The organism is Streptomyces sp. NPDC048172 (genome assembly GCF_043202595.1).
Classification (GTDB): domain Bacteria; phylum Actinomycetota; class Actinomycetes; order Streptomycetales; family Streptomycetaceae; genus Streptomyces.
In genome coordinates this window covers 172,271-195,048 of the sequence record NZ_JBIDAT010000008.1, presented here as the reverse complement: position 1 = coordinate 195,048, position 22,778 = coordinate 172,271, and the positions used below count along the sequence as shown (strand labels likewise).

21 protein-coding genes are annotated in these 22,778 nt (G+C 71.4%); 12 read left to right on the top strand and 9 right to left on the bottom strand.

What is annotated here, in order from left to right; genetic code table 11:
* Positions 1-81 precede the first annotated feature (81 nt).
* The 7 genes from ACGF3A_RS32695 to ACGF3A_RS32665 all read right to left on the bottom strand — a co-directional run bounded on the left by ACGF3A_RS32695 (position 82) and on the right by ACGF3A_RS32665 (position 5,259).
* The gene (locus tag ACGF3A_RS32695) at positions 82-1,464 is read right to left on the bottom strand and encodes an 8-oxoguanine deaminase (RefSeq protein WP_393734035.1); all 1,383 of its coding nucleotides are present in this window, start codon (positions 1,462-1,464) and stop codon (positions 82-84) included.
* 127 nt (positions 1,465-1,591) lie between these two features.
* Positions 1,592-2,524: a factor-independent urate hydroxylase gene (gene pucL / locus ACGF3A_RS32690; protein ID WP_393734034.1), complete on the bottom strand. Its 933-nt coding sequence runs from the start codon at positions 2,522-2,524 to the stop codon at positions 1,592-1,594.
* 6 nt (positions 2,525-2,530) lie between these two features.
* Positions 2,531-2,917, bottom strand: coding sequence for a hydroxyisourate hydrolase (gene uraH, locus ACGF3A_RS32685; RefSeq protein ID WP_393734033.1), 387 nt, complete (start codon positions 2,915-2,917; stop codon positions 2,531-2,533).
* On the bottom strand, positions 2,914-3,432 hold the full coding sequence (uraD, locus tag ACGF3A_RS32680; RefSeq protein ID WP_393734032.1) for a 2-oxo-4-hydroxy-4-carboxy-5-ureidoimidazoline decarboxylase: 519 nt from the start codon (positions 3,430-3,432) through the stop codon (positions 2,914-2,916). Before uraD ends, uraH begins: the two co-directional genes overlap by 4 nt.
* A gap of 155 nt (positions 3,433-3,587) precedes the next feature.
* Complete coding sequence (locus ACGF3A_RS32675) at positions 3,588-3,965, bottom strand: helix-turn-helix domain-containing protein (RefSeq protein ID WP_393734031.1); 378 nt, start codon at positions 3,963-3,965, stop codon at positions 3,588-3,590.
* Positions 3,965-4,219, bottom strand: a complete 255-nt coding sequence (locus tag ACGF3A_RS32670; protein ID WP_393734030.1) for a hypothetical protein — start codon at positions 4,217-4,219, stop codon at positions 3,965-3,967. Before ACGF3A_RS32670 ends, ACGF3A_RS32675 begins: the two co-directional genes overlap by 1 nt.
* 125 nt (positions 4,220-4,344) lie before the next feature.
* Positions 4,345-5,259, bottom strand: coding sequence for a helix-turn-helix domain-containing protein (locus ACGF3A_RS32665; RefSeq protein WP_393734029.1), 915 nt, complete (start codon positions 5,257-5,259; stop codon positions 4,345-4,347).
* A gap of 156 nt (positions 5,260-5,415) precedes the next feature.
* Here ACGF3A_RS32665 and ACGF3A_RS32660 point away from each other — a divergent pair, with 156 nt between their 5' ends.
* Entirely contained in the window at positions 5,416-6,249 is an 834-nt protein-coding gene (locus ACGF3A_RS32660; protein WP_393734028.1) for an SAM-dependent methyltransferase, read from the top strand.
* Positions 6,250-6,255: 6 nt separating this feature from the next.
* Here the strand turns inward: ACGF3A_RS32660 and ACGF3A_RS32655 are convergent, their stop codons facing one another.
* Complete coding sequence (locus tag ACGF3A_RS32655; protein WP_393734027.1) at positions 6,256-6,879, bottom strand: dihydrofolate reductase family protein; 624 nt, start codon at positions 6,877-6,879, stop codon at positions 6,256-6,258.
* 177 nt (positions 6,880-7,056) lie between these two features.
* Between ACGF3A_RS32655 and ACGF3A_RS32650 the strand changes: the two genes are divergently transcribed.
* The 11 genes from ACGF3A_RS32650 to ACGF3A_RS32600 all read left to right on the top strand — a co-directional run bounded on the left by ACGF3A_RS32650 (position 7,057) and on the right by ACGF3A_RS32600 (position 20,934).
* Positions 7,057-7,407, top strand: a complete 351-nt coding sequence (locus ACGF3A_RS32650) for a PadR family transcriptional regulator (protein ID WP_393734026.1) — start codon at positions 7,057-7,059, stop codon at positions 7,405-7,407.
* Positions 7,404-8,462: a hypothetical protein gene (locus ACGF3A_RS32645; protein ID WP_393734025.1), complete on the top strand. Its 1,059-nt coding sequence runs from the start codon at positions 7,404-7,406 to the stop codon at positions 8,460-8,462. The genes ACGF3A_RS32650 and ACGF3A_RS32645 overlap by 4 nt, the downstream gene beginning before the upstream one ends.
* A gap of 188 nt (positions 8,463-8,650) precedes the next feature.
* Entirely contained in the window at positions 8,651-9,472 is an 822-nt protein-coding gene (locus ACGF3A_RS32640) for a TIM barrel protein (RefSeq protein ID WP_393734024.1), read from the top strand.
* A gap of 255 nt (positions 9,473-9,727) precedes the next feature.
* Positions 9,728-10,648 carry a 2-hydroxy-3-oxopropionate reductase gene (locus ACGF3A_RS32635; protein ID WP_393734023.1) on the top strand — a complete coding sequence of 307 codons (921 nt, stop codon included), beginning with the start codon at positions 9,728-9,730 and terminating at the stop codon, positions 10,646-10,648.
* Between the two features lie 90 nt (positions 10,649-10,738).
* Positions 10,739-12,517, top strand: a complete 1,779-nt coding sequence (gene gcl / locus ACGF3A_RS32630) for a glyoxylate carboligase (RefSeq protein ID WP_393734022.1) — start codon at positions 10,739-10,741, stop codon at positions 12,515-12,517.
* 92 nt (positions 12,518-12,609) lie between these two features.
* Positions 12,610-14,067 (top strand): catalase, encoded by a 1,458-nt coding sequence (locus ACGF3A_RS32625; protein ID WP_393734021.1) that lies wholly within the window; start codon positions 12,610-12,612, stop codon positions 14,065-14,067.
* Positions 14,068-14,256: 189 nt separating this feature from the next.
* Entirely contained in the window at positions 14,257-15,060 is an 804-nt protein-coding gene (locus ACGF3A_RS32620) for a hypothetical protein (RefSeq protein ID WP_393734020.1), read from the top strand.
* Between the two features lie 42 nt (positions 15,061-15,102).
* Positions 15,103-16,233 carry a winged helix DNA-binding domain-containing protein gene (locus ACGF3A_RS32615; protein ID WP_393734019.1) on the top strand — a complete coding sequence of 377 codons (1,131 nt, stop codon included), beginning with the start codon at positions 15,103-15,105 and terminating at the stop codon, positions 16,231-16,233.
* Positions 16,234-16,262: 29 nt separating this feature from the next.
* A complete protein-coding gene (locus tag ACGF3A_RS32610; protein ID WP_393734018.1) occupies positions 16,263-17,975 on the top strand; it encodes an AMP-binding protein in 1,713 nt (570 codons plus the stop codon).
* Positions 17,972-19,675: an AMP-binding protein gene (locus ACGF3A_RS32605; RefSeq protein ID WP_393734017.1), complete on the top strand. Its 1,704-nt coding sequence runs from the start codon at positions 17,972-17,974 to the stop codon at positions 19,673-19,675. The genes ACGF3A_RS32610 and ACGF3A_RS32605 overlap by 4 nt, the downstream gene beginning before the upstream one ends.
* Positions 19,676-19,953: 278 nt before the next feature.
* Entirely contained in the window at positions 19,954-20,934 is a 981-nt protein-coding gene (locus tag ACGF3A_RS32600) for an endonuclease/exonuclease/phosphatase family protein (RefSeq protein WP_393734016.1), read from the top strand.
* A gap of 5 nt (positions 20,935-20,939) precedes the next feature.
* Here the strand turns inward: ACGF3A_RS32600 and ACGF3A_RS32595 are convergent, their stop codons facing one another.
* Complete coding sequence (locus ACGF3A_RS32595; RefSeq protein WP_393734015.1) at positions 20,940-22,676, bottom strand: helix-turn-helix domain-containing protein; 1,737 nt, start codon at positions 22,674-22,676, stop codon at positions 20,940-20,942.
* Positions 22,677-22,778 lie beyond the last annotated feature (102 nt).

Sequence of the window (22,778 nt, the reverse complement as noted above, 5' to 3'; positions counted from 1 at the left end):
GTTGTTGCGCCCATGACATGTGTGCGGAGTGGAGGGGACGGAGAAGACCGGCCGGGAGCCGTCCCTCCCGGCCGGTGGCTCTCAGTGCGCGGCGATACGGGCGAGGCGCTGCGCCTCGTCCCGCGCGTCGCGCGCGATCTCGTCCTCGTCGGCGGTGGTCAGGTGGCCGTCCTCCACGACCGTCCTGCCGCCCACGAGGGAGAGGGTGACCGGTGCCGCGGCGCCGAGGACGAGCGCGGCGACCGGGTCGGCGATCGACGAGTGGCCGATGCCGTCGAGCTTCCAGAGCACCAGGTCGGCGAGCTTGCCGGGCTCCAGCGAGCCCGTCTCGTTCGCGCGGCCCAGCACCTGGGCGCCGCCGTGGGTGCCGAGTCGCAGCGCCTGGCGGACGTTCAGGGCACGTTCCTTGTGGCCGCCGAGGCGGTTGACGAGGAGCGCGTTGCGCAGTTCGGTGTGGAGTTCACCGGACTCGTTGGAGGCGGTGCCGTCCACGCCGAGGCCGACCGGGACGCCCGCGGCGAGCATGTCGGGGACCCGGGCGATGCCCGCGCCGAGGCGGGCGTTGGAGGACGGGCAGTGCGCGGCGCCGGTCCTCGTACGGCCGAACGCCTCGATGTCCGCGTCGGTCATGTGGACGCAGTGCGCCATCCACACGTCCTCCCCGAGCCAGCCCGTGGACTCGAAGTAGTCGGTCGGCCCCATGCCGAACAGCTCGTGGCAGAACTTCTCCTCCTCCGCCGTCTCCGAGCCGTGCGTGTGCAGCCGTACGCCCTTGCGGCGGGCCAACAGCGCTGCCTCACGCATCAGTTCGGTGGAGACGGAGAAGGGGGAGCAGGGGGCGACCGCGATGTGCAGCATCGAGTCGAACGAGGGGTCGTGGTGGGTGTCGACGGCCTCCTCGGTCGCCCGCAGCGCGTCCTCCAGGGACTCGACGGCGAAGTCCGGCGGCAGCCCGCCGTCCGACTCGCCGCGGTCCATCGAGCCGCGCGCGGCGGTGAAGCGCACGCCCAGCTCGCGCGCGGCGCGGATCTCGGCGCCGAGCAGGTCGCCGCTGCCGCGCGGGAAGACGTAGTGGTGGTCCATCGCGGTGGTCACGCCGCCGCGGGCCATCATCCCGAGGGAGCCGCGGGCCGCCGCGTACACCATCTGCTCGTCGATGCGGGACCAGGTGGGGTACAGCGCGACGAGCCAGTCGAAGAGGTTCGAGTCCGTGGCGAGGCCGCGGGTGAGCCACTGGTAGAAGTGGTGATGGGTGTTGACCAGGCCGGGCGTGACGAGGTGTCCCGTGCCGTCGATCCGCCGGGTCACCCCCTCCAGCCCGTCCGGTGCCCTGCCGGGTCCGACCGACTCGATGCGGCTGCCGGTGACGACGACGTGCCCGGAGGCGTGCTCCGTGTCCTCGGCGTCGACGGTGGCGACGGCGCAGTTCTCGATGACGATACGTGCGGGTGCTGAATCCGCCATGGTGGTCCTCGATGCGGTGGGTGTCGGTGGCGGCAGGGTCGCCCCTGTCCCGCCCTTGCGCCGTTTCCGGGGGTCCGACGGGCGGAGCCCCCAAGAAACGGGAAGGGACGGGACTCCGGCTGGGCTCCTACAGGTTGGTCATGTCCATCGGGATGCGCGCCTCCACGCCGTCACGCAGCACGGTGGCCTCGATCAGGCCGTACGGCCGGTCGGCGGCGTAGTACACGGCTCCGTCCTTCGCCTCGTTCTCGACGCCGCAGTACGAGAGGTCCACCCGGAAGTGGTGCTTGTTCGGCATCGAGAAGCGGATCTCGTCGATCTCGGAGCGGGAATTGATGACGCGCGCGCCCATCTGGTACAGCGTCTGCTGGAGCGAGAGGGAGTACGTCTCGGCGAAGGCGTGCAGCATGTGCTTCTTCGCCTGCGCGTAGGACTTCTCCCACTGCGGGGCGCGCTGGTCGTCGCTCGTCCAGTTGTGCCGCCACCAGGAGGAGACCGACGTGGCGAGGATGCGGTCGTAGTCCTCCTGGAGCGTCGTGTACCTGTCCTTGATGTAGCCCCAGAACTCCGACGACGTGCTGTTCATGACCGTGAGGTCCTTGAGGCCCGAGAGGACCTCGAACTCCGCGCCGTCGTAGGTGATCTGGGCGGTCCTGGTCTCCTGGCCCTTGCGGACGAAGGAGTGCTTGACCTCGTCGGCGCCGATGAACTTGGAGTTGGCGTCGGAGGTCTCGATCCGCTCCCACGCGTACTCCTCGACGCGGATGCGGGCGCGGTGGATCGGGCCGCAGGAGTCCACGAAGTGGCGGGCCAGCTTGATGCCGAAGTCCTCGGCCGAGTCGATGCCGTGCTCCTTGGCGAAGGCGAACACCGTGTTCTTGGTGGTGTCCGTCGGCAGGACATGGGCGTTCGAGCCCGAGTAGTGGACCTCGTCGAGGTCGCCGCTGAGGGCGACCGAGACGTTGAGGTCCTTGATGTGGTGCGTGTCGCCGTCCCGCGTGATCTTGACTACGCGGTTCTCCGCCTTGCCGTACTGGTTCTGGCCGAGAATCGTGGGCATAAGGTGTCAGCTCCCTCGGTACACGGAGTAGCCGAACGGGTTGAGCAGCAGCGGCACGTGGTAGTGCTCCCCCGGGGCGACGGCGAACGTGATCGTCACCTCGGGGAAGAACGCGCCGCTGTCCCGTAGCGCGGGGGCGTCCTGCTGTGCCTCGGCTTGCTGTTTGCCAATGAAGTACGGCTCCGTCTCGAAGAGGAGCCGCACGTGCGTGGTGCCTTCCGGCAGCGCCGGAAAGTCCTTGCAGCGCCCGTCCGCGTCGGTCGTGGAGACGCCGTGCTCCACCCACTTGTCCCCCTCTCGCAGGGAGAGGCGCACCCCGACGTGCGCGGCCGGGCGGCCGACGCTGGTGTCCAGGATGTGCGTGGACACGGACGTGCTGGTTCCCTCGCTCATGCCGTGGGTGCTCCTTCCTCCGCGAGCCGGGACAGGCGGATGCGGTTGATCTTGGCCAGTTCCTGCCGCACGATCTCCCGCTCCCGTTGCCGGGAGTTGTCGATCCTGTTGCGTACGGCGTCCCTCATCTGCTCGCCGGTCAGGCCGGTGGCGCAGATGAGGAAGACATGCCCGAACTTCTCCTGGTACGCCAGGTTGAGTTCGAGCATCTCCGCCTTCAGCGCGTCGGACGCTCCGGCCATGCCGCGCTGCTCGCGGCTGGAGGCCGGGTCGCCCGGCTTGGGGCGGCCGATGGGCGGGTGCCCCGCCATCGCCTCGTCGAGGCCCTCGTCGCCGAGCGCGGCGGTGGCCTCGTCGCTCGTACGGAAGAGGTCCTCCGCGGTGCCGTAGGGGCGGTGGGAGAGCAGGGCGCTCCCCCAGGCCCGTGCGGCGCACATCTCGTGGAGTGCGGCGCGAGCGGCACTCTCCTCGGCTGAGTTGAACCAGGAGAGACCTGGCGTGGGGCGCGAAGTCACGGAACCTCCGTGGCCGGTGCTGTTCGGGCTGGGAATAGCTAAGTCCTCGGACAACAACGCGTCAACACTTTGTTGAAGGCTTTTCGACATGATGGAAAACGAAGACCGCCATCCGGAAGGATGGCGGTCTTCATCTGGGGGATTTTGTCCGAGTTTCAGCCTTCCTTGGCTGCATTCTCCCGGTTGAGGTAGTTGTACACGGTGAACCGGGACACCCCCAGCGCGGCGGCCACGGTCTCCACCCCGTGCCGCACGGAGAACGCGCCCCGCGTCTCCAGGATCCGCACCACCGACTGCTTGGTCTTCCTGTCCAGCTCCGCGAGCGGCATCCCGTGCCGCCGCTCCAGCTCGGTCAGGATGTGGTCGAGGGAGTCCGACAGATGCGGCAGCCGTACGGCGACCACGTCCTCGCCCTCCCAGGCGAGCACCACGTCGTCGCCGCGCGCCTCGTCCGGCGCGACCATCTCGCCGCCCATCGCGTCCACCAGCGGCTTCACGGCCGCGACGAAGGGATGCCCCGAGGTGCCCGGCATCAGGCCTCGTCCTCCCCGACCACGTTGACCTGCAGGGAGACGCGCGTCGCCCCCGCCGCCAGCGACTCGCGCAGCAGCCGCTGCACCGCCTCCAGCACGGCCTCGGACCCGCCCTCAGCCGTATTGCCGAACGGGCCGACGTCCACCGCGTCCAGCGCCGCCCCCTCGACGATCTCCCGGGCCACGAGCGCGTGAGCCGGCGCCTCGTCCAGGTCGAACGGCTCGGTCGTGAACTCCACTCGCAATCGCGTCATGGACCGTACGTTAGCGACAGAGGGTGCGCGTCAGGGGCGCGGGGAACTGCGCGACCGGCCACGACGAAAGCCGCAGGCCGCAAAGCACCGCACGGGGCACCCGCTGCCCGGTCCCCGCACACCGCTCACTCTTCCAGCAGTCCCTGCAAAAATCGCACGGTCTCATCCGGCTGATAAGCCTCCGCGCTGAGGCGGTTCATGATCAGCGTGTACTGGTCCACATCCGTCTGCTTGTCCAGATAGACCGCGCTGGTCAGATGCTCCAGATAGACCTTGTCCGGCAGATCAGGGTCGCCGAAGCGCAGGATCGTGAGCGAGGACCCGGCCGCGGCGGCCGTCACGGTGAACGGCGCCACCTGCAGCGTCACGTTCGGCAGGTCCACCATCTTCAGCAGGTGCTCGATCTGGCCGCGCATCACGTCCCGGCCGCCGAACGGGCGCCGCAGCGCCGCCTCGTCCACGACCGCCCACAGCTTGGGCGCCTCGGCCCTGGTCAGCAGCCGCTGCCGCTCCATGCGCAGCCGCACGAGACGGCTGATCCTGCGCGGCGCGGTGTTCGGATACCCGAGACGGCTCACCGCGTACGCGTACTCCTCGGTCTGGAGCAGGCCGGGGATGAACTGCACCTCGTACGACCGGATCATGGAGGCGGCGTCCTCCAGGCCGATGTGCAGCTCGAACCAGTCCTCCAGCACATCGCTGTACTGATGCCACCAGCCCGGGGAGTTGGCCTGCTGGGCCAGCGCGAAATACTCCGCGCGCTCGTCGCGGTCCAGCACCCGGTAGAGCGTGAGGAGATCCGCGAGGTCGCGCTCCTTGGAGCCGACCTGGCCGCGCTCCAGGCGCGTGATCTTCGCGTGCGAGCCGCGGATCGCCTTCCCGGCGTCCTCGCGGCTGATCTCCAGATCCTGGCGCAGCCGCCGCAACTTGGCGCCGAGCACGATGCGCAGCGCCGTCGGCCCCGCCTGCTGCTCCGGGACCGCCATCGGCCCGCGCCCCCGAGGCGCGGGATCGCCGCCCGGCTGCGTCATGGCGGTCATGCGTGCTCCCCTGGTTCTGGCGTGCCCCTCGCTCCACGAAGCTCGGGGGAAGTCTCCACAGTCTGACACCGGCTCACCTGCCGGGTACAGACTACGATTTCGCGCACCAGCGAATCCGACGGCGAGAATCACGAGATCTGACGAAAGGGCCCAGCAATGGCCACAACCGATGAGAACCTGGGTGAGCGCGATCTCGGGCTCGACCGCCACCACAGCGCGCGGATCTACGACTACTTCCTGGGCGGCAAGACCAACTTCCCGCCGGACCGCGAGGTCGCCGAGAAGCTGCTCGCCGCCTTCCCGGGTTTCCGGAACGCGGCGCGCGCGAACCGCGCGTTCATGCACCGCGCGGCGCGTTTCCTCGTCGAGCGCGGTATCCGCCAGTTCCTCGACATCGGCACCGGCATCCCCACCTCGCCCAACCTCCACGAGGTGGCGCAGAGCATCGCCCCCGAGACCCGGATCGTCTACGCGGACAACGACCCGATCGTCCTCGCCCACGCCCGCGCCCTGCTGACGGGGTCGCCCGAAGGACGTACGGCCTACGTCGAGGCCGACATCACCGATCCGGAGTCGATCCTCACCTCCTCGCAGCTCACCGGGACGATCGACCTGTCGCAGCCGACGGCGCTGTGCCTGGTGGGGCTGATGCACTACATCACGGACGAGCACGACGCGTACGGCATCGTGGAGCGCCTGACCGAAGCCCTCGCGCCCGGCTCGTACGTGGTCCTCTCGCAGTGCACCCCCGACTTCGCGCCGGAGGAGTGGGAGCAGGCCATGGAGGTCTACAAGATGGACGGCGGCAGCGCGCAGGTGCGCAGCCGCGAGGAGATCAGCCGCTTCTTCGGCGGCCTGGAGCTGGTCGAGCCCGGCATCGAGGTCCCCCACCGCTGGCACCCCGACGCGGACACGAGCCAGGTGACCAGCATCGGCGACATGGACGACGCGCTGGTCAGCATGTGGGCGGGGGTCGCGATCAAGCGCTAGGCAGCACTAGGCATACTCGGGACGCCCTGTGGGCCGGTAGACCTGGATGGTCACGCCCTTCGGGGTGGACCGCGAGTCGACGAGTTCGAGCGCCGCGTCCGGGCCGGACTCCGGGAACAGCCGCGTGCCCTGGCCGACGACCACGGGGTAGACGAGCAGGACGATCTCGTCGGCCAGGCCGTTCCCCAGCAGCCACCGGACGAGCTCGCCGCTGCCGTGCACCTGGAGCTCACCGGCCGCCGTCCCCTCCTTCACCTTCCGCACGGCCGCGGCGACATCGCCGTCATCGCCGGAGAGCACCGCCGTGTCCGCCCAGCGCGGCTCGCTCAGCGTGTTCGACACGACGTACTTGGGGCGTGTGTTGAGCGCCGTCGAGATCGGGTTGGCGCCCTCGTCCGTCCCCCATGAGCCGGTCCCCCAGGAGCGCTCGAAGATCTCGTACGTCCTCCGCCCGAACAGGAACGCGTCGGCGCGTTCGTAGACCTGGCCGAGGAATCTCTCGCCCTCCTCGTCGAAGAGCGGCAGGGCCCATCCCCCGCGCTCGAAGCCGCCCCTGCGGTCCTCGTCGGAGGCGCCGAGCCCCTGCATCACCCCGTCGACCGAGACGTTCGTGACGGTCGTCAGCTTCATGGTCGCGTTCCCTTCCGGTGCCGGTCCGTTCGATGGGCAGACCGCCGGGGCCGCGAGAACTCATCGCCCGTCCTTCTCCCCGCACCGGCTCCCCGCACCGGGGTTCACGTATGTTCGATGTGGCACTATTCTGAATCTGAGAATAGTCGGAGAAGCAAGAGAGTCGGGGTGCCGCCGGTGACGGGTTCGTCGTCGTGGACACGCGCCGTGCTGCCGCTGTGCCTGCTCGGGGTGCTGGCGGACGAGGAGCGGAGCTACGGGTACGCGCTGCTGGGCCGCCTCACGGACGCCGGCCTGGCGAACGTCAAGGCCGCCACCCTCTATCCGGCGCTGACGCGCCTGGAGGAGGAGGGCTCGGTCGACGTCGAGTGGGGCGCGGGCGAGGGCGGTCCCGGGCGGAAGTACTACCGCATCACCGAGAGCGGCCGGGCGCGGCTGCGCGACGAGGGCGCCGCCTGGGCGCGGTTCGCCGCCACCGTCGGAACGCTCGTCGGGGACCACGCGAAGGAAGCGGAGGGAGAGTCATGACCTCGAAGGAGAAACTGGACTGGCCGCACGAGGACGACGCGAAGTGGGCGGCCGAGGTCGAGCTGCGTCTCGTCCTCGACCACGACGCGCCGTCCGGGCTGGCCGACACACTCCTCCCCGAGGCGTGCGCCGCCGTCCGTGAGGAGGGCAGACCCGCTCGCGAGCTGTTCGGTGCCCCCGGCGCGTACGCCCGTACGCTGGCGAGCGAGCACATCGGCGAGGAGCAGCGCGCGCTGCGGGACGCGCGCGGACTGACCCCGGGCGAGCGCCTCACCGGAGCCGTCCTCACGATCGGCTGCCTGGGCGCGTTCCTCGCGCTGCTGCGGTGGATCACCAACGGGCTCTGGGCAAGGCCGAGCTGGCCCTCGATCGCGGCCCTGAGCACGGTCGCGGCCGGCGCGCTGCTGGTCGCGCTGGCCGTCGCCGCGTGGTCGGCGGGCCGCCGCACGGGCACCTGGGCGTTCGCGGGCGGCGCGGTCGCGGCGGTGGCCGGGGGCGCGGCGGTGGCCGTGTCGCTGCCGGGCACGCCCCTCTTCTCGGTGCCGATGCCGGTGCTGGCGCTGCTCGGCTTCGGCGTGGCGGGGGCGGCGCTGTGGTTCCCGTCGCGGATCGCCGACGAGTGGTTCACGCCGAGGTTCGACGACGGGGGCTCCGGGGCGAGCGGCCCGGAGGCGGACGAGCGCTGGCTGCGGCGCCTGGAGTACGTGCTGCGCGGCAGGCACGCGCTGCGCGCCGCCGAGGCGCGCGGCCACGTGGAGGAGGCGCGGCAGCATCTCGCCGCGTCCGGGGAGAGCGCGCGGGACGCCTTCGGCTCGCCGGAGGTCTACGCGCTGCGGCTGGCCGACGGCGCGCGGAACGAGGAGCGCACCTCGCGCCGGAAGCTCTACGCCTACTCCCTCACCGGATTCGCCCTCGTCCTGCTCCTCGTCGGCGAGCTGGGCGACCCGGACCCGGCCTCACCCATGCTCTGGTTCTACCTGGCCGCCTTCGTGTACTGGACCGTGACCACGGCGCAGATGTGGCGGCGCACGCTGACGGCGAAGCGGCGCGCCTGACCGCTTGACCGCCTTACCGCCTGACCGCACCAAGGCCCCGGGGATCCCCCGGGGCCTTTCGCATGCCGGAAGAGGCCGGGAGCCCTTGACAGGCGGGGAGGTCACGGAGCAATCTTCCAGTACTTCCAGCAAACAGAATTCACTTTCCGCTATACGGAACTCTAACCCTCGAAGGGAGTGCGGTCGCTGTGCGGTACACCGTCAACGCCTCGATCCTCCTCACCGAACTTCCGCTCCTGGAGCGCCCCGCCGCGGCGGCCGCCGCCGGGTTCGGGGCGATCGAGCTGTGGTGGCCGTGGCCGGACGCGCCGGTGCCCGAGCGCGCCGAGCTCGACGCGCTGCGCGGCGCGCTGGAGGACGCGGACGTCCGGCTCACGGGCCTGAACTTCTACGCGGGCCAGCTGCCCGGACCGGACCGGGGCGCGCTGTCGATCCCCGGCGAGGAGTCCGAGAAGTTCCGCGCGAACATCGACGTGGCGGCCGAGTTCGCCCGCGAGGTCGGCTGCGGGGCGCTCAACGCGCTGTACGGGAACCGGGTCGAGGGCGTGTCCGCCGAGCGGCAGGACGCGCTGGCGCGCGAGAACCTCGCGCTCGCGGCCCGTGCCGCGGACCGCGCGGGCGCGGTGCTGCTCGTCGAGGCGCTGAACGCGCCGGAGTCGCCCCACTGTCCGCTGGTGAGCGCGCCGAGCGCGGTCGAGGTCGTCGACCAGGTCAACGCCGACACCGGCCTGGACAACGCCCGCTTCCTGATGGACCTCTACCACCTGTCCATGAACGGCGAGGACCTGCACGGCGTGATCGACACGTACACGCCGGTGACGGGCCATGTGCAGATCGCCGACAACCCGGGGCGCGGCGCGCCGGGCACGGGCGACCTCGACTTCTCCGATCTGCTGGGCCGCCTGGAGAAGGCGGGCTATGACGGGCCGGTCGGCCTGGAGTACAAGGCGCCGTACGGCGAAGGGGCGGACCCCTTCGCCTGGTTGCCGCGCGAGCAGCGCGCGGGCTGACGCGTTGCGCGCCGGAGCGTTGCGCGCCGAAGCGTTGCGTTTGCGTGCTGAGCAGGGGCTGCCCCTTGATGCGCGTCGCAGGCCGCGGCTGCCTCGTGGCCGATCGCGCAGTTCCCCGCGCCCCTTCGGGGCGCGAACACACGCCTCCGCGCTGTGCTTGGGAGGTCTGCGCGAAGGCGCAGGGCTGGCAAGCGCAGCCCCCCATGCCGGGCACTCCCAGGCCCCCCGACGTCATAGCGAAGCGAAAGGCACATCATGACCAGTTACACCCCCGGCAACGCCAAGATCGCCTTCATCGGGCTCGGGATCATGGGTGCGCCCATGGCCCGCAATCTCGTCAAGGCCGGTTACGACGTCACCGCCTACAACCGTGACGCCTCGAAGAGCGAGGCCTTCGGCAAGGACGGCGGCGACAAGGCGAGCGCCGCGTCCAGCATCGCGGCGGCCGTCCAGGACGCGGACGTCGTCATCACGATGGTCCCCGCCTCCCCGCAGGTCGAAGAGGTGATCCTGCACGACGACGGCGTGCTCGACCATCTCAAGCCGGGCGGGCTCGTGATCGACATGTCCTCCATCACCCCGCAGACCTCGATCCAGGTCGCCGAGGCCGCGAAGGCCAAGGGGATCAAGGCACTTGACGCGCCGGTCTCCGGCGGCGAGGCGGGCGCGGTCGAGGGCGTGCTCTCGATCATGGTCGGCGGCGAGCAGGAGGCCTTCGACGCGGCGCGCCCCGTCTTCGACGCGCTCGGCAAGACCGTCGTGCTGTGCGGTCCGCACGGCGCGGGCCAGACCGTGAAGGCGGCCAACCAGCTGATCGTCGCCGTCAACATCGAGGCCGTCGCCGAGGCCGTGGTCTTCCTGGAGAAGTCCGGCGTCGAACTGTCCACCGCGCTGGACGTGCTGAACGGGGGCCTCGCCGGGTCCACCGTCCTCACCCGCAAGAAGGACAGCATCCTCGCCGGGAACTTCCAGCCCGGCTTCAAGATCGACCTGCACCACAAGGACATGGGCATCGTCACGGACGCGGCCCGTGCCGTCGGCGCCGCCGTACCGGCGGGCGCCCTGGTGGCCCAACTGGTCGCCGCGCTGCGCGAGCAGGGCGACGGCGGCCTCGACCACTCGGCCCTGGTCCGCGGCGTCCAGCGCCTCTCGGGCGGCACCCCGCCCACGGCCTGACCCGAAGACTCCGGGCGGCGGCGTTGACACTGTCCTGTCGCGCCCATGGCGCCGCCGCCCGGGCCCCCTCTCTCCCTAGGAGCAGTCACCATGCCTCGTATGACCGCTGCCCGCGCGGCAGTCGAGATCCTCAAGCGGGAAGGCGTGGACACCGCGTTCGGCGTGCCGGGTGCGGCGATCAACCCCTTCTACGCGGCGCTGCGCGCCTCCGGCGGCATCGCGCACACGCTCGCCCGGCACGTCGAGGGCGCGTCCCACATGGCCGAGGGCTACACCCGCGCCAAGGACGGCAACATCGGCGTGTGCATCGGTACGTCGGGCCCCGCGGGCACCGACATGATCACCGGGCTCTACTCCGCGACCGGCGACTCGACGCCGATCCTGTGCATCACGGGCCAGGCGCCCACCGCCGTGATGCACAAGGAGGACTTCCAGGCCGTCGACATCGCCTCCATCGCCGCGCCCGTCACCAAGAGGGCGACCACAGTGCGGGAGGCCGCGCAGGTGCCGGGCGTCTTCCAGGAGGCGTTCCACCTGATGCGTTCGGGCCGTCCGGGCCCGGTGCTGATCGACCTGCCGCTCGACGTCCAGCAGACGGAGATCGAGTTCGACCCGGAGACGTACGAGCCGCTGCCCGTGCACCGGCCCGCCGCCTCCCGCAAGCAGATCGAGAAGGCGCTGGCCATGCTGGGCGCCGCCGAGCGTCCGCTGATCGTCGCCGGGGGCGGCATCATCAACGCGGGCGCCTCCGAACTGCTGGTCGAGTTCGCCGAGCTGACCGGGATCCCGGTGATCCCCACGCTCATGGGCTGGGGCACGATCGCCGACGACCACGCGCTGAACGCGGGCATGGTCGGCCTCCAGACCTCGCACCGCTACGGCAACGCGACGTTCCTGGAGTCGGACTTCGTCCTCGGCATCGGCAACCGCTGGGCCAACCGCCACACCGGCCAGGTCTCCGCGTACACCGAGGGCCGTACGTTCGTGCACGTCGACATCGAGCCGACGCAGATCGGCAAGATCTTCGCGCCGGACTTCGGCATCGTCTCCGACGCGAAGGCCGCGCTCGCCCTCTTCGTGGAGGTCGCGCGCGAGCTGAAGGCGGCCGGGAAGCTGCCGGACCGCTCCGCCTGGGCCGCCTCCGCGCAGGAGCGGAAGGCGAGCCTCCAGCGGCGTACGCACTTCGACGACGTGCCGCTGAAGCCGCAGCGCGTGTACGAGGAGATGAACCGCGCCTTCGGCCCCGAGACGCGCTACGTGACGACGATCGGCCTCTCGCAGATCGCGGGCGCGCAGTTCCTGCACGTCTACCGGCCGCGCCACTGGATCAACTGCGGGCAGGCCGGGCCGCTGGGCTGGACCGTCCCCGCCGCGCTGGGCGTCGCCACGGCGGACCCGGAGGCGAGCGTGGTCGCGCTCTCCGGGGACTACGACTTCCAGTTCATGATCGAGGAGCTGGCGGTCGGCGCGCAGCACCGGATCCCGTACGTCCACGTGCTGGTCAACAACTCCTACCTGGGCCTCATCCGGCAGGCGCAGCGCAACTTCGACATGGACTTCCAGGTCAATCTGGAGTTCGAGAACATCAACGCCCCCGAGCTGGGCGCGTACGGAGTGGACCACGTCAAGGTCGTGGAGGGCCTGGGCTGCCGCGCCCTGCGGGTGACCGAGCCGGACGCGCTGCTGCCCGCCTTCGAGGAGGCGAAGAAGCTCGCGGCCGAGCTGCGGGTGCCGGTGGTCGTCGAGGCGATCCTGGAGCGGGTCACCAACATCTCGATGAGCGGCAGCGACCTCGCGAGCGTCAACGAGTTCGAGGACCTGGCGACCGCGCCGGAGCACGCCCCGACGGCGATAGCACCACTGGCCTGATCCTCATTCTCCATCTTCAACAATCTGTTGACGCTCCAGGATGCGGAAAGTATCTTCCGCGTACGCGTATGCCCTACGAAAGGCCCCACTCGATGTCGAAGTCCACGCTGACGACCGAGTCCGGCGCACCCGTCGCCGACAACCAGAACTCCGCCACCGCCGGCATCGGTGGCCCCCTCCTCCTCCAGGACCAGCACCTGCTGGAGAAGCTCGCGCGGTTCAACCGCGAGCGGATACCGGAGCGCGTCGTGCACGCCCGCGGCTCCGGCGCGTACGGCTACTTCGAGGTGACCGACGACATCACGGCGTACACGCACGCGCACTTCCTGGGCGAGGTCGGCCGCCGCACGGAGACCTTCATCCGCTTCTCGACGGTCGCCGACAACCTCGGCGGCCCGGACGCGGCCCGCGACCCGCGCGGCTTCGCGCTGAAGTTCTACACGGAAGAGGGAAATTACGACCTCGTCGGGAACAACACCCCGGTCTTCTTCATCAAGGACCCGCTGAAGTTCCCCGACTTCATCCACTCCCAGAAGCGCGACCCGTTCACGGGCAAGCAGGAGCCGGAGAACGTCTGGGACTTCTGGGCGCACGCCCCCGAGGCGACCCACCAGGTCACCTGGCTGATGGGCGACCGCGGCATCCCCGCCTCGTACCGCCACATGAACGGCTACGGCTCGCACACGTACCAGTGGACGAACGCCGACGGCGAGGCCTTCTTCGTCAAGTACCACTTCAAGACGAACCAGGGCATCCGCTCCCTCTCCTCCGAGCAGGGCGCGGAGCTGGCGGGCAAGGACCCCAACTCGCACCAGACGGACCTGCTGCAGTCCATCGAGCGCGGCGTGTACCCGTCCTGGACGCTCTACGTCCAGGTCATGCCCGCGGCGGAGGCGGCCGACTACCGCTTCAACCCCTTCGACCTCACCAAGGTCTGGCCGCACGCGGACTACCCGCTCCAGCGCGTCGGCCGCCTGGTCCTCGACCGCAACCCGGACAACGTCTTCGCCGAGGTCGAGCAGTCCGCCTTCTCCCCGAACAACTTCGTCCCCGGCATCGGCCCCTCCCCGGACAAGATGCTCCAGGGCCGCCTCTTCGCCTACGCCGACGCGCACCGCTACCGCCTGGGCGTCAACCACACCCAGCTCGCGGTCAACGCCCCGAAGGCGACGGAGGCCCGCAACTACGGCCGCGACGGCCTCATGGCCACGAACCCCTACGGCCGCGGCGCCAAGAACTACGAGCCCAACTCGTACGACGGCCCCGCCGAGACCGGCCTCGCCCTCTCCGCGCCCCGCCCCGTCACCGGCCACACCGGCACCCACGAGGCCCCGTCCCACACCAAGGACGACGACTTCTACCAGGCGGGCGAGCTGTACCGCCTGATGTCCGCGGACGAGCAGGCCCGCCTCGTCGCCAACATCGCGGGCGGCCTCTCCCAGGTCTCGCGCGACGACGTGGTCGAGAAGAACCTCGCCCACTTCCGCGCGGCCGACGCCGAGTACGGCCGCCGCGTCGAAGAGGCCGTACAGGAGCTGCGCGAAGGCTGATTGGGAGGTCAGCCCCAGCGCGCCCCCGGAGGGGACGGCCCGAATGATGAGGGGTGTCCGTCCTTTCCGGGGGCACACACGCGTGGCACTGTGACCGCGGGTTCCCCTGGACTCGCTTCGCAAAAGCTCTCGTATCGGGGACGATTGAGCCGTCGGGTCGATCGTCACGTGGGCTCAGGAGCGGAGAACATGGCAGAGAGCGTGCTCGTGCGCTGCCCCGTGTGTCGGCGCGAGCACACGTACACCACGCCCGTCTATCCGTGCACCTGTGGGGCGCCCGTCGCGCTGCCCGTGCTGCGGGCGGGGGTTCCCGTGCAGGTCACGCACCGTACGTGGGCGGGATCCTGGGTTCGGGTGCGGTGCGGGGCCTGCGGGCGGGACGACGAGTGGCCGCAGCCGGAGCTGGGGTGCGACTGCGGGACCGTGCTGCGGTTGCCGGTCGCGGGGGCCGGGGGCGCGGTGCCGCCGAGGTCCCTTCCGGGCGGTGCCGGCGGTACGCCCGTGGTGCCGCCCGCCGTGCCCTCCGTGCCGCCGTCCCCGCCTCCGCCGCCGCCCGAGGCCGCGCGTACGCCGCGTACGTCCTCGCGGCGCCCGCCCCTGCCGCCGCTGCGGCGGCCCGCGTTCCGGCCCGTGACGATCCGTACGGCGCAGGACGCGAAGACGGCCGCCGCGCAGTATCTGCGCTGGCTGGGCTTCACGGAGATCCGCGTCACCGAGCGGACGCCCGCGTCCGGGATCGATCTGCGCGGGCCCGAGGTCGTCGCCCACGTCGACCCGACGACCTCGCCGACAGCCCTGCGCGAGATCGAGACGCTCTGGCTGAACGGGCTCAACGAGTCCGCCGTCGCCGTCTGCTTCTCCCTCGCCGGGTACGCGCGGGACGCCCGCGTCCGCGCCGACGAGCTGTCGCTCCCCCTCTTCGTCCTCGACCTCACGGGGACCCCGCAGCCGGTCAACGACCCGGCCGATGAGCTGATCCGCAGCACGCCGTAGTCGCGGACAGAGGGTGACCTCGATGCCCGTTAGCGTGCCCGTATGACGCCGACGACGCTCAGCACCCGCGCCCTCAGCCGCGCCACCCTGGAGCGGCAGTTGCTCCTGCGACGGGTGGACATGGACGCCGCTGAAGCCGTCACGCATCTCGTCGGGCTGCAGACGCAGCTCCCGCACAACCACTACACCGCCCTCTGGTCCCGCCTGGCCCACTTCGACGCAGAGGACTTCTCGCGGCGGTTCGCCGCGCGGGAGTTCGTGCGGATCAGCCTGCAGCGGTCCACGATCCACACCGTGACGGCCCGCGACTGCCTCGCGCTGCGGCCCGTGCTGCAGCCCGCGCAGCGCGGCAGCTTCAGCTCGTTCGCCAGGCGGCTCGCGGCGGCGGGCGTGGACGCGGACGAGGTCGCCGCGCGCGCCGCCGAACTGGTCGCCGAGGAGCCGGGCGAGCCCATGACGTTTCATCAGCTCGGCACCCTGCTCGCCGAGGAGTGGCCGGAGGCCGACGCGCAGGCCCTCGGCATGGCCGCCCGGCATCTACTGCCCATGGTCCAGGTGACGCCGCGCGGGCTGTGGGGCAGGGGCGCCGGGGGCGGGCTCGCCCGGCACACCACCGTGCGGGAGTGGCTGGGGGAGGACCCGGGTTCCGACACGTCGCCCGACGCGCTCGTGCTGCGCTACCTCGCCGCCTTCGGGCCCGCCTCCGTCAAGGACGTACAGATGTGGAGCGGCCTGACGCGGCTGCGCGAGGTCGTCGAGCGGCACCGGGACGCGCTCGTCACCTTCCGCGACCCGGACGGCGTCGAGCTCTACGACCTGCCGGAGGCGCCGCGCCCCAGCCCTGAGGCCGAGGCTCCGGCCCGGTTCCTGCCCGAGTACGACAACGTCTTCCTCGGCCACAAGGACCGTACGCGCGTGATCCGCGACGAGGACAAGGGGCGTACGTGGGAGGGCAACCGGCAGTTCCCCGTCTTCCTCTCCGACGGCTTCGTCGAGGGCACGTGGCAGCGGGACGGGGGCACGCTCACCCTCTTCCCGTTCCGCGTCCTCTCCCCCGCCGCGCGCGGCGCGCTGGAGCGCGAGGCGGGCGCGCTGCTCGCCTTCCACGCGCCCGACACGCCGCACGACGTGTGCTGGGCGGGGGCTGGCCAGCGGCCCGGACGCGCCCCATGATGGCGCCGGGACGATCTGGGGAGGAACGGATGCCGGAGCTGCCGGAGGAGTCGGCGCTGTCTGAGCTGTCTGAGCTGTCGTACGCGAGCGGGACCGGCGCTGAGCCGCTGACGGGCGACACCATCGGCGCGCGGCTGCGCCGCACCGCGAGCAGACTGCCGCACAGCCCGGCGCTGGTGGACGTCGCGGCCGGACGGCGGTGGACGTACGAGGAGTTCGCGCGGGACGTGGACCTGCTCGCGCTCGGGCTGCTCGGCAAGGGCGTGCAGCGCGGGGAACGCGTGGGGATCTGGGCGCCCAACTGCGCGGACTGGGTGCTCGTCCAGTTCGCCGCGGCGCGCATCGGCGCCGTGCTGGTGAGCGTGAACCCGGCGTTCAGCGTGGGCGAGCTGCGCGACGTCCTCCAGCGCTCCGAGACGGAGATCCTCTTCGCCTCGCGGGACTGGGAGGAGCAGGTCGAGAGGGTGTGGGAGGAGTGCCCCGCGCTGCGCGACGTCTTCCTCGTCGAGCCCGGCGAGAACGCGGGCTGGTCGGAACCCATGGACCTCGGGCTGCAGATGACGATGACGTACCCGGAGCGGCTGGAGGAGCGCGCCGCGGAGCTCTCCTGCGACGACCCCGTCAGCCTCCAGTACACCTCCGGCACCACCGGCTCCCCCAAGGGCGCCACGCTCTCGCACCACAACATCCTCAACAACGCCCTGGCGATCGGCACCCTCCTCGGCTACGACGAGAACGACCGGATCTGCCTGCCCGTGCCCCTCTTCCACACCTTCGGCATGGTGATGGGCACCCTCGCCGCCGTCGCCACGGGCGCCTGCTCCGTGCTGCCCGCGCCGTCGTTCGACGCGGGCGCCGTGCTGCGCGCCGTACGGGACGAGGGGTGCACCTCGCTCTACGGCGTCCCGACGATGTTCATCGCCGAACTCTCCGCGCTCGACGCCGGTACGACGGACGTACGGCCCCGGGAGCTGACCTCTCTCCGTACCGGGATCATGGCCGGGGCGCCCTGCCCGGTCGAGGTCATGAAGCGGGTCATGTCCGAGATGGGCATGGCGGGCGTCGCGATCTGCTACGGCATGACGGAGACCTCACCCGTCTCGCTGATGACCCGCGCCGACGACGACCTGGAGCGCCGCACCGCGACCGTCGGCACCGTGATGCCGCACCTGGAGGTCAAGGTCACCGACCCGGCCACCGGGCTCACCGTGGCGCGCGGGGAGCGCGGCGAGCTGTGCGTGCGCGGGTACAGCGTGATGCTCGGCTACTGGGAGGACCCCGAGCAGACCGCGGCGGCCATCGACGCCGCGCGCTGGATGCACACCGGGGACCTCGCGGAGATGGGCGACGACGGCTACGTCCGTATCGTCGGCCGCACCAAGGACATGATCATCCGGGGCGGCGAGAACGTCTCCCCACGCGAGGTCGAGGAGCTGCTGCACACCCACCCCAAGATCTCCGACGTCCAGGTCGTCGGCGTCCCCCACGAGCGGCTCGGCGAGGAGGTCGCCGCCTGCGTGATCCTCGCGCCCGGCGCGGACTCGCTGACCCTGGACGAGATCGCCGCGCACTGCGAGGGGCGGCTCGCCCGCTACAAGATCCCCCGGCACCTCCACGTCCTCGACGGCTTCCCGCTCACCACCAGCGGCAAGGTGCGCAAGGTCGAACTGCGCGCGACCCTGGCCGCCACGCTCTCGACCAGGCACGATGTGCCCCAGCCAGGCACACAGGAGGAACGATGACCCAGCCAGCCCCCGCCGGGGACGCCACCGGGGACGCCACCGAGGTCTACCGCGCGGCGCGCGACACGCTGCTGCGGCACAGGACGGACTACGACGCCGCGCGCGCCGCGTTCTCCTGGCCCCGGACCGAGCACTTCAACTGGGCGCTGGACTGGTTCGACCGGATCGCCGAGGGCAACGACCGCCCCGCGCTGCACATCGTCGAGGAGGACGGCGCCGAGGAGCGCGTCACCTTCGACGAGATGCGCGTCCGCTCCGACCGCGTCGCGAACTGGCTGCGCGGGCACGGCGTCGCGGCGGGCGACCGGGTCATCGTCATGCTCGGCAACCAGGTCGAGCTCTGGGAGACGCTGCTCGCCCTGATCAAGCTGCGCGCCGTCGCCATCCCCGCCACGCCGCAGCTCGGCCCCGACGACCTCACGGACCGCATCACCCGCGGCGCCGCGCGCCACGTGGTCGTACGGGCCGCCGACACCGGCAAGTTCGCCGACGTGCCCGGCGACTACACCCGCATCGCGGTCGGTACGGGTGGTACGGGCGCCGGAGATGAAGGCTGGCTCTCCTACGCGGCGGCGTACGAGGCCGACCCCGCCTTCACCCCCGACGGTCCCACCCGCGCCGACGACCCGCTCCTCGTCTACTTCACCTCCGGCACCACCGCCCTGCCGAAGCTGGTCCAGCACACGCACAGCTCGTACCCGGTGGGGCACCTGGCCACGATGTACTGGATCGGGCTCCGCCCCGGCGACGTGCACCTCAACATCTCCTCACCCGGCTGGGCCAAGCACGCCTGGTCGAACTTCTTCGCCCCGTGGATCGCCGAGGCGACGATCTTCATCCACAACTACACGCGCTTCGACCCGGCCCGGCTGATGGCCGAGATGGACCGCGCGGGCGTCACCGTCTTCTGCGCGCCGCCCACCGTGTGGCGGATGCTCATCCAGGCCGACCTGTCGCTGCTGGGAACGGCGCCCCGCGAGGTAGTAGCCGCGGGCGAACCGTTGAACCCCGAGGTCATCGAGCACGTCCGGGGCGCGTGGGGCGTCACCATCCGCGACGGCTTCGGACAGACGGAGACCGCCGTCCAGGTGGCCAACACGCCCGGCCAGCCCCTCAAGCCCGGCTCCATGGGCCGCCCCACGCCCGGCTACGACGTCACGCTCGTCGACCCCGTCACCGGCGAGGCGGGCGTCGAGGAGGGCGAGATCTGCCTCGACCTCTCCCACGACCCGGTCGGCCTGATGACGGGGTACGAGGCCGACGAGGAGCGCACCGCCGCCGCGATGGCCGACGGCTTCTACCGCACCGGCGACATCGGCTCGCGCGACGCGGAGGGCTACCTCACGTACGTGGGGCGGGCCGACGACGTCTTCAAGGCCTCCGACTACAAGATCTCCCCCTTCGAGCTGGAGAGCGTCCTGCTGGAGCATGAGGCGGTGGCCGAGGCCGCGGTCGTGCCCTCGCCGGATCCCGTACGGCTGGCCGTGCCCAAGGCTTACGTCGTCGTCGCGGAGGGGTGGGAGCCGGGGGCCTCCACGGCCAAGGCCATCTTCGAGCATGCCCGTGCTCGGCTGACCCCCTACAAGCGGGTCCGCATCCTTGAGTTCGCCGAACTCCCCAAAACGATCTCCGGCAAAATCCGCCGAGTCCAACTACGCGACCACGCCGCCACCACGCCGGGCACGGAATTCCGCGAGTAGCGCCCCAACCGGTTCAAGACTTCTGGGCTTGCCCCTTAAGGGGCGCGGGGAACTGCGCGCCCAGCCACGACGCGGGCGCGGCCCGCGAAGCACAGCCCGGGGCAACCCGAACCCGGCCCGTAGTGCACGCACTCGGCGTGGGGGGCTGCGCTTGCCAACCCTGCGCCTTGCGCAGACTTCCCAAGCTTCGCAGGGGGCGGAGGGAGGGGTTACGGCGAGCCCCGTGGGGATGAGGCATTATCGGGGGCGTGCTGACGGGGACTGAGGGTGGGCCTGAGGTGGGGGGAAGCGCGCGCACGCGCCCGCGCACCCGGCGCCATCCCGTGCTGGCGTTCTTCGCCGGCCTCTTCCTCCTCGTACTGTCGGTCCCCCTCGCACTGCGCGGGGCCGACATGGACGGCCCCTCCCCCGTGCCGCAACTGCTGGCGTTCCTGCCGTGGTTCCTCGTCCCGGCGTGGCTCGCGCTGCTGGCCGCCGCGTTCGCGCGGCGGCCGGTGCTGCTCGTGTGGGCCGTGGCCGTGCTCGCGGCGACGGGATGGTTTCTGCAGCCGTACGGGGACGACGCGCCGTCCGGCGCCAAGGACCGCCCCTCGAAGGCCCGTTTCCGGCTGCTGACCGCGAATCTGGAGTACGGCGGCGCCACCCCCGCCCTCCTCGACACGCTGCGGCGCGAGCGTCCGCAGCTCGTGTCCGTGCAGGAGTGCGACCACTCCTGCGCGAAGGCGCTGCGCTCGCGCGAGATGCGTGAGGCGTACCCGCACCGGCTGATCGTCGGCGGCGACGGGGCCGACGGTTCGGCGCTGCTCAGCAGCTATCCGCTGAGCAGCGAGCACAAGGTGCCGGGGCGGCTGTCGATGCCGGGCGCGATCGTCGAGGTGCGCGGCCACCGCGTACGGATCCAGGTCGCGCACCCCATGCCGCCGGACTTCAGCGGACTGGCCACGTGGCGGCGCGAGCTGGGCGCGCTGCGGGCGTACGCCGAACGGCGCGGCGACCTGCCCACGATCATCGCGGGCGACTTCAACTCGACGCAGGACCACGCCGCGTTCCGCGCGATCCTCGACACGGGCATGCATGACGCGGCCCGGATGCTCGGCCAGTCCCGCACCCCCACCTGGCCCTCGGTCACGGCCCCGCCGCTGGGCGCGCAGATCGACCACATCCTGCTGAGCAAGCCGCTGGTCCCGGTCGACGGCCGGTTCCTGGACTACCCGGGCACGGATCACCGGGCGTTCCTGGCGGACATCAAGCTGTTCTGAGCGCGTCAGCGCTGTCGGCTCTCGATCAGGACCGGTTCCTCGCCGAAGGCGAGGCGGGCGCCGGGGCGGGCCCGCTCCGTGCGTCCCGACATGTGCAGGACGCGGCGCGCGCCGTCGTCCAGCGTGGTCTCGGCCCGGCCGCGCTTCGTCCAGTAGAAGCGCAGGACGGTGTCGCCGCGCGTGAGGCGGCATGTGTACGCGTCCCGCGCGAGGCCCATCCGGCCGCCCCGGCCGCAGGAGCCGAGCTCGGCGCCGTCCATCCAGCGTACGAGGCGCTCGACGCGGCGCGCGGCCTCCGTCGGCGGGCCCTCCAGCAGCTCCAGCACGAGCGGCACCTCCGAGCTGCCCCAGCTGTAGAAGTACGTACGGCGCGTCCCCTGGTACCAGGTGTAGAGCGCGGAGAGGTAGAAGCGGGGCGCGTAGTCGCGGGCGCGGCGGCCGTCGAGTTCGGCGCGGAGCGCGACGTCCTTGTCGGGGCCCGTGTTCCAGAGCGGGGCGGGGCGGCGTACCCCCTCCTCGTACAGCAGCCGCTGCATCCGCAGGGTCAGGTCGATGCTCTCCTCCGGGGGGCCGTCGGCGCGGCGCGGGGGGAGCTTGAACGCGGCGGCCTCGCAGTGCCGGTACGCGCCGGTGCGCGCGAACTCCCGCACCAGTCTCCGGCCGCGCGCGGTCCACAGCTCCCCGAACGACGGGCAGACCACCGTCGCCTCGCCGTCGACGTCCTCGATGATCGCGGAGGCGCGGCGGACCATCGCCGCGAGGGTGTCCATGCTCCCGGCGAAGCTGGGCCGGTGGTTGGGGTAGTCCCACAGCTCGTACGCCTCGATGCGGCCCTTGTAGCGCGTGGCGAGCTTGCGGACGAAGCGGTCCCAGTCGGCGAGGTCGTCCGGGGGCGCGGCGACCGAGTCCCCGTAGTCGGACTGCTTCTTGGACTCGGTGGCCCAGGGGGGCGTGCCGCCGATGGTGAAGAGGACGGGGAGCTTCTTCTTCCCCGCCGCTTCGACCGTCCGGTCCAGGGTGTCCCACTCGTAGTCGCCGCGCCGGGGTTCGAGGGTGCCCCAGCGGCTGTCGCTCTGCCACAGGCGGACGGATCCGGTGCGGAAGCCGGGCATCTCGCCCGTACTGCTGGAGACGTTGACCCCGAAGAACGCGGACGGCACCTTCTCGCCCGTGACGCTCCAGTCGGGGCCCCGCTCGCCCTGCCTGCTGGGGGTGAGGGAGGGCCCGGGGCCGGACGGGCCGCCGCCCGGGTCGCGGTCCCGGTCGAAGGCGAGCGTGCTGGCCACGGTCGCGAGGACGAAGGCGAGGACCAGGGTGACGGTACGCAGCCGCACGTAGGCACGGAGGGGGTAGGAGGGATACGAGGGGTACGAGGGGTGCGCCGGGTCCGGCCCGGCGTCGGGGGGCGACGCGGATTCCGGTTCCGTTTCCGGTGCGGGCTCCGCTTGTTCCTCGGCCCCGGAGGCCCCGTCTCCGTCCGCGTCGTCCCCCTCCGCGTTGGCCCGCTGCCAGGCGCGGTAGAGGCGGTCCAGCTGGGCGTCGCCCGGGGCCACGCCGCAGGCGCGGGCGATGAGTTCGACGGCCCCGAAGGCGGGCGGAACGGTGCTGCCCTGGCAGTAACGGTGCACGCTGGAGCGGCTCAGGCCCGAGCGGTGGGCCAGCGCGGAGTAGCTCCTTCCGCTGCGCTGCTTCAATTCCTCCAGCAGATCGGCCAGTTCCGATCTGCCCACATCAGGCGCCATCGACCCGTCCCCCACGGCCCTCGTCTCCCCCGGCGGGACGCGTCCCCGCCGTCCCACCGCACCGGAAAACGGCAGGTGAGTCCCGTCTCATCGTCCCGTTAT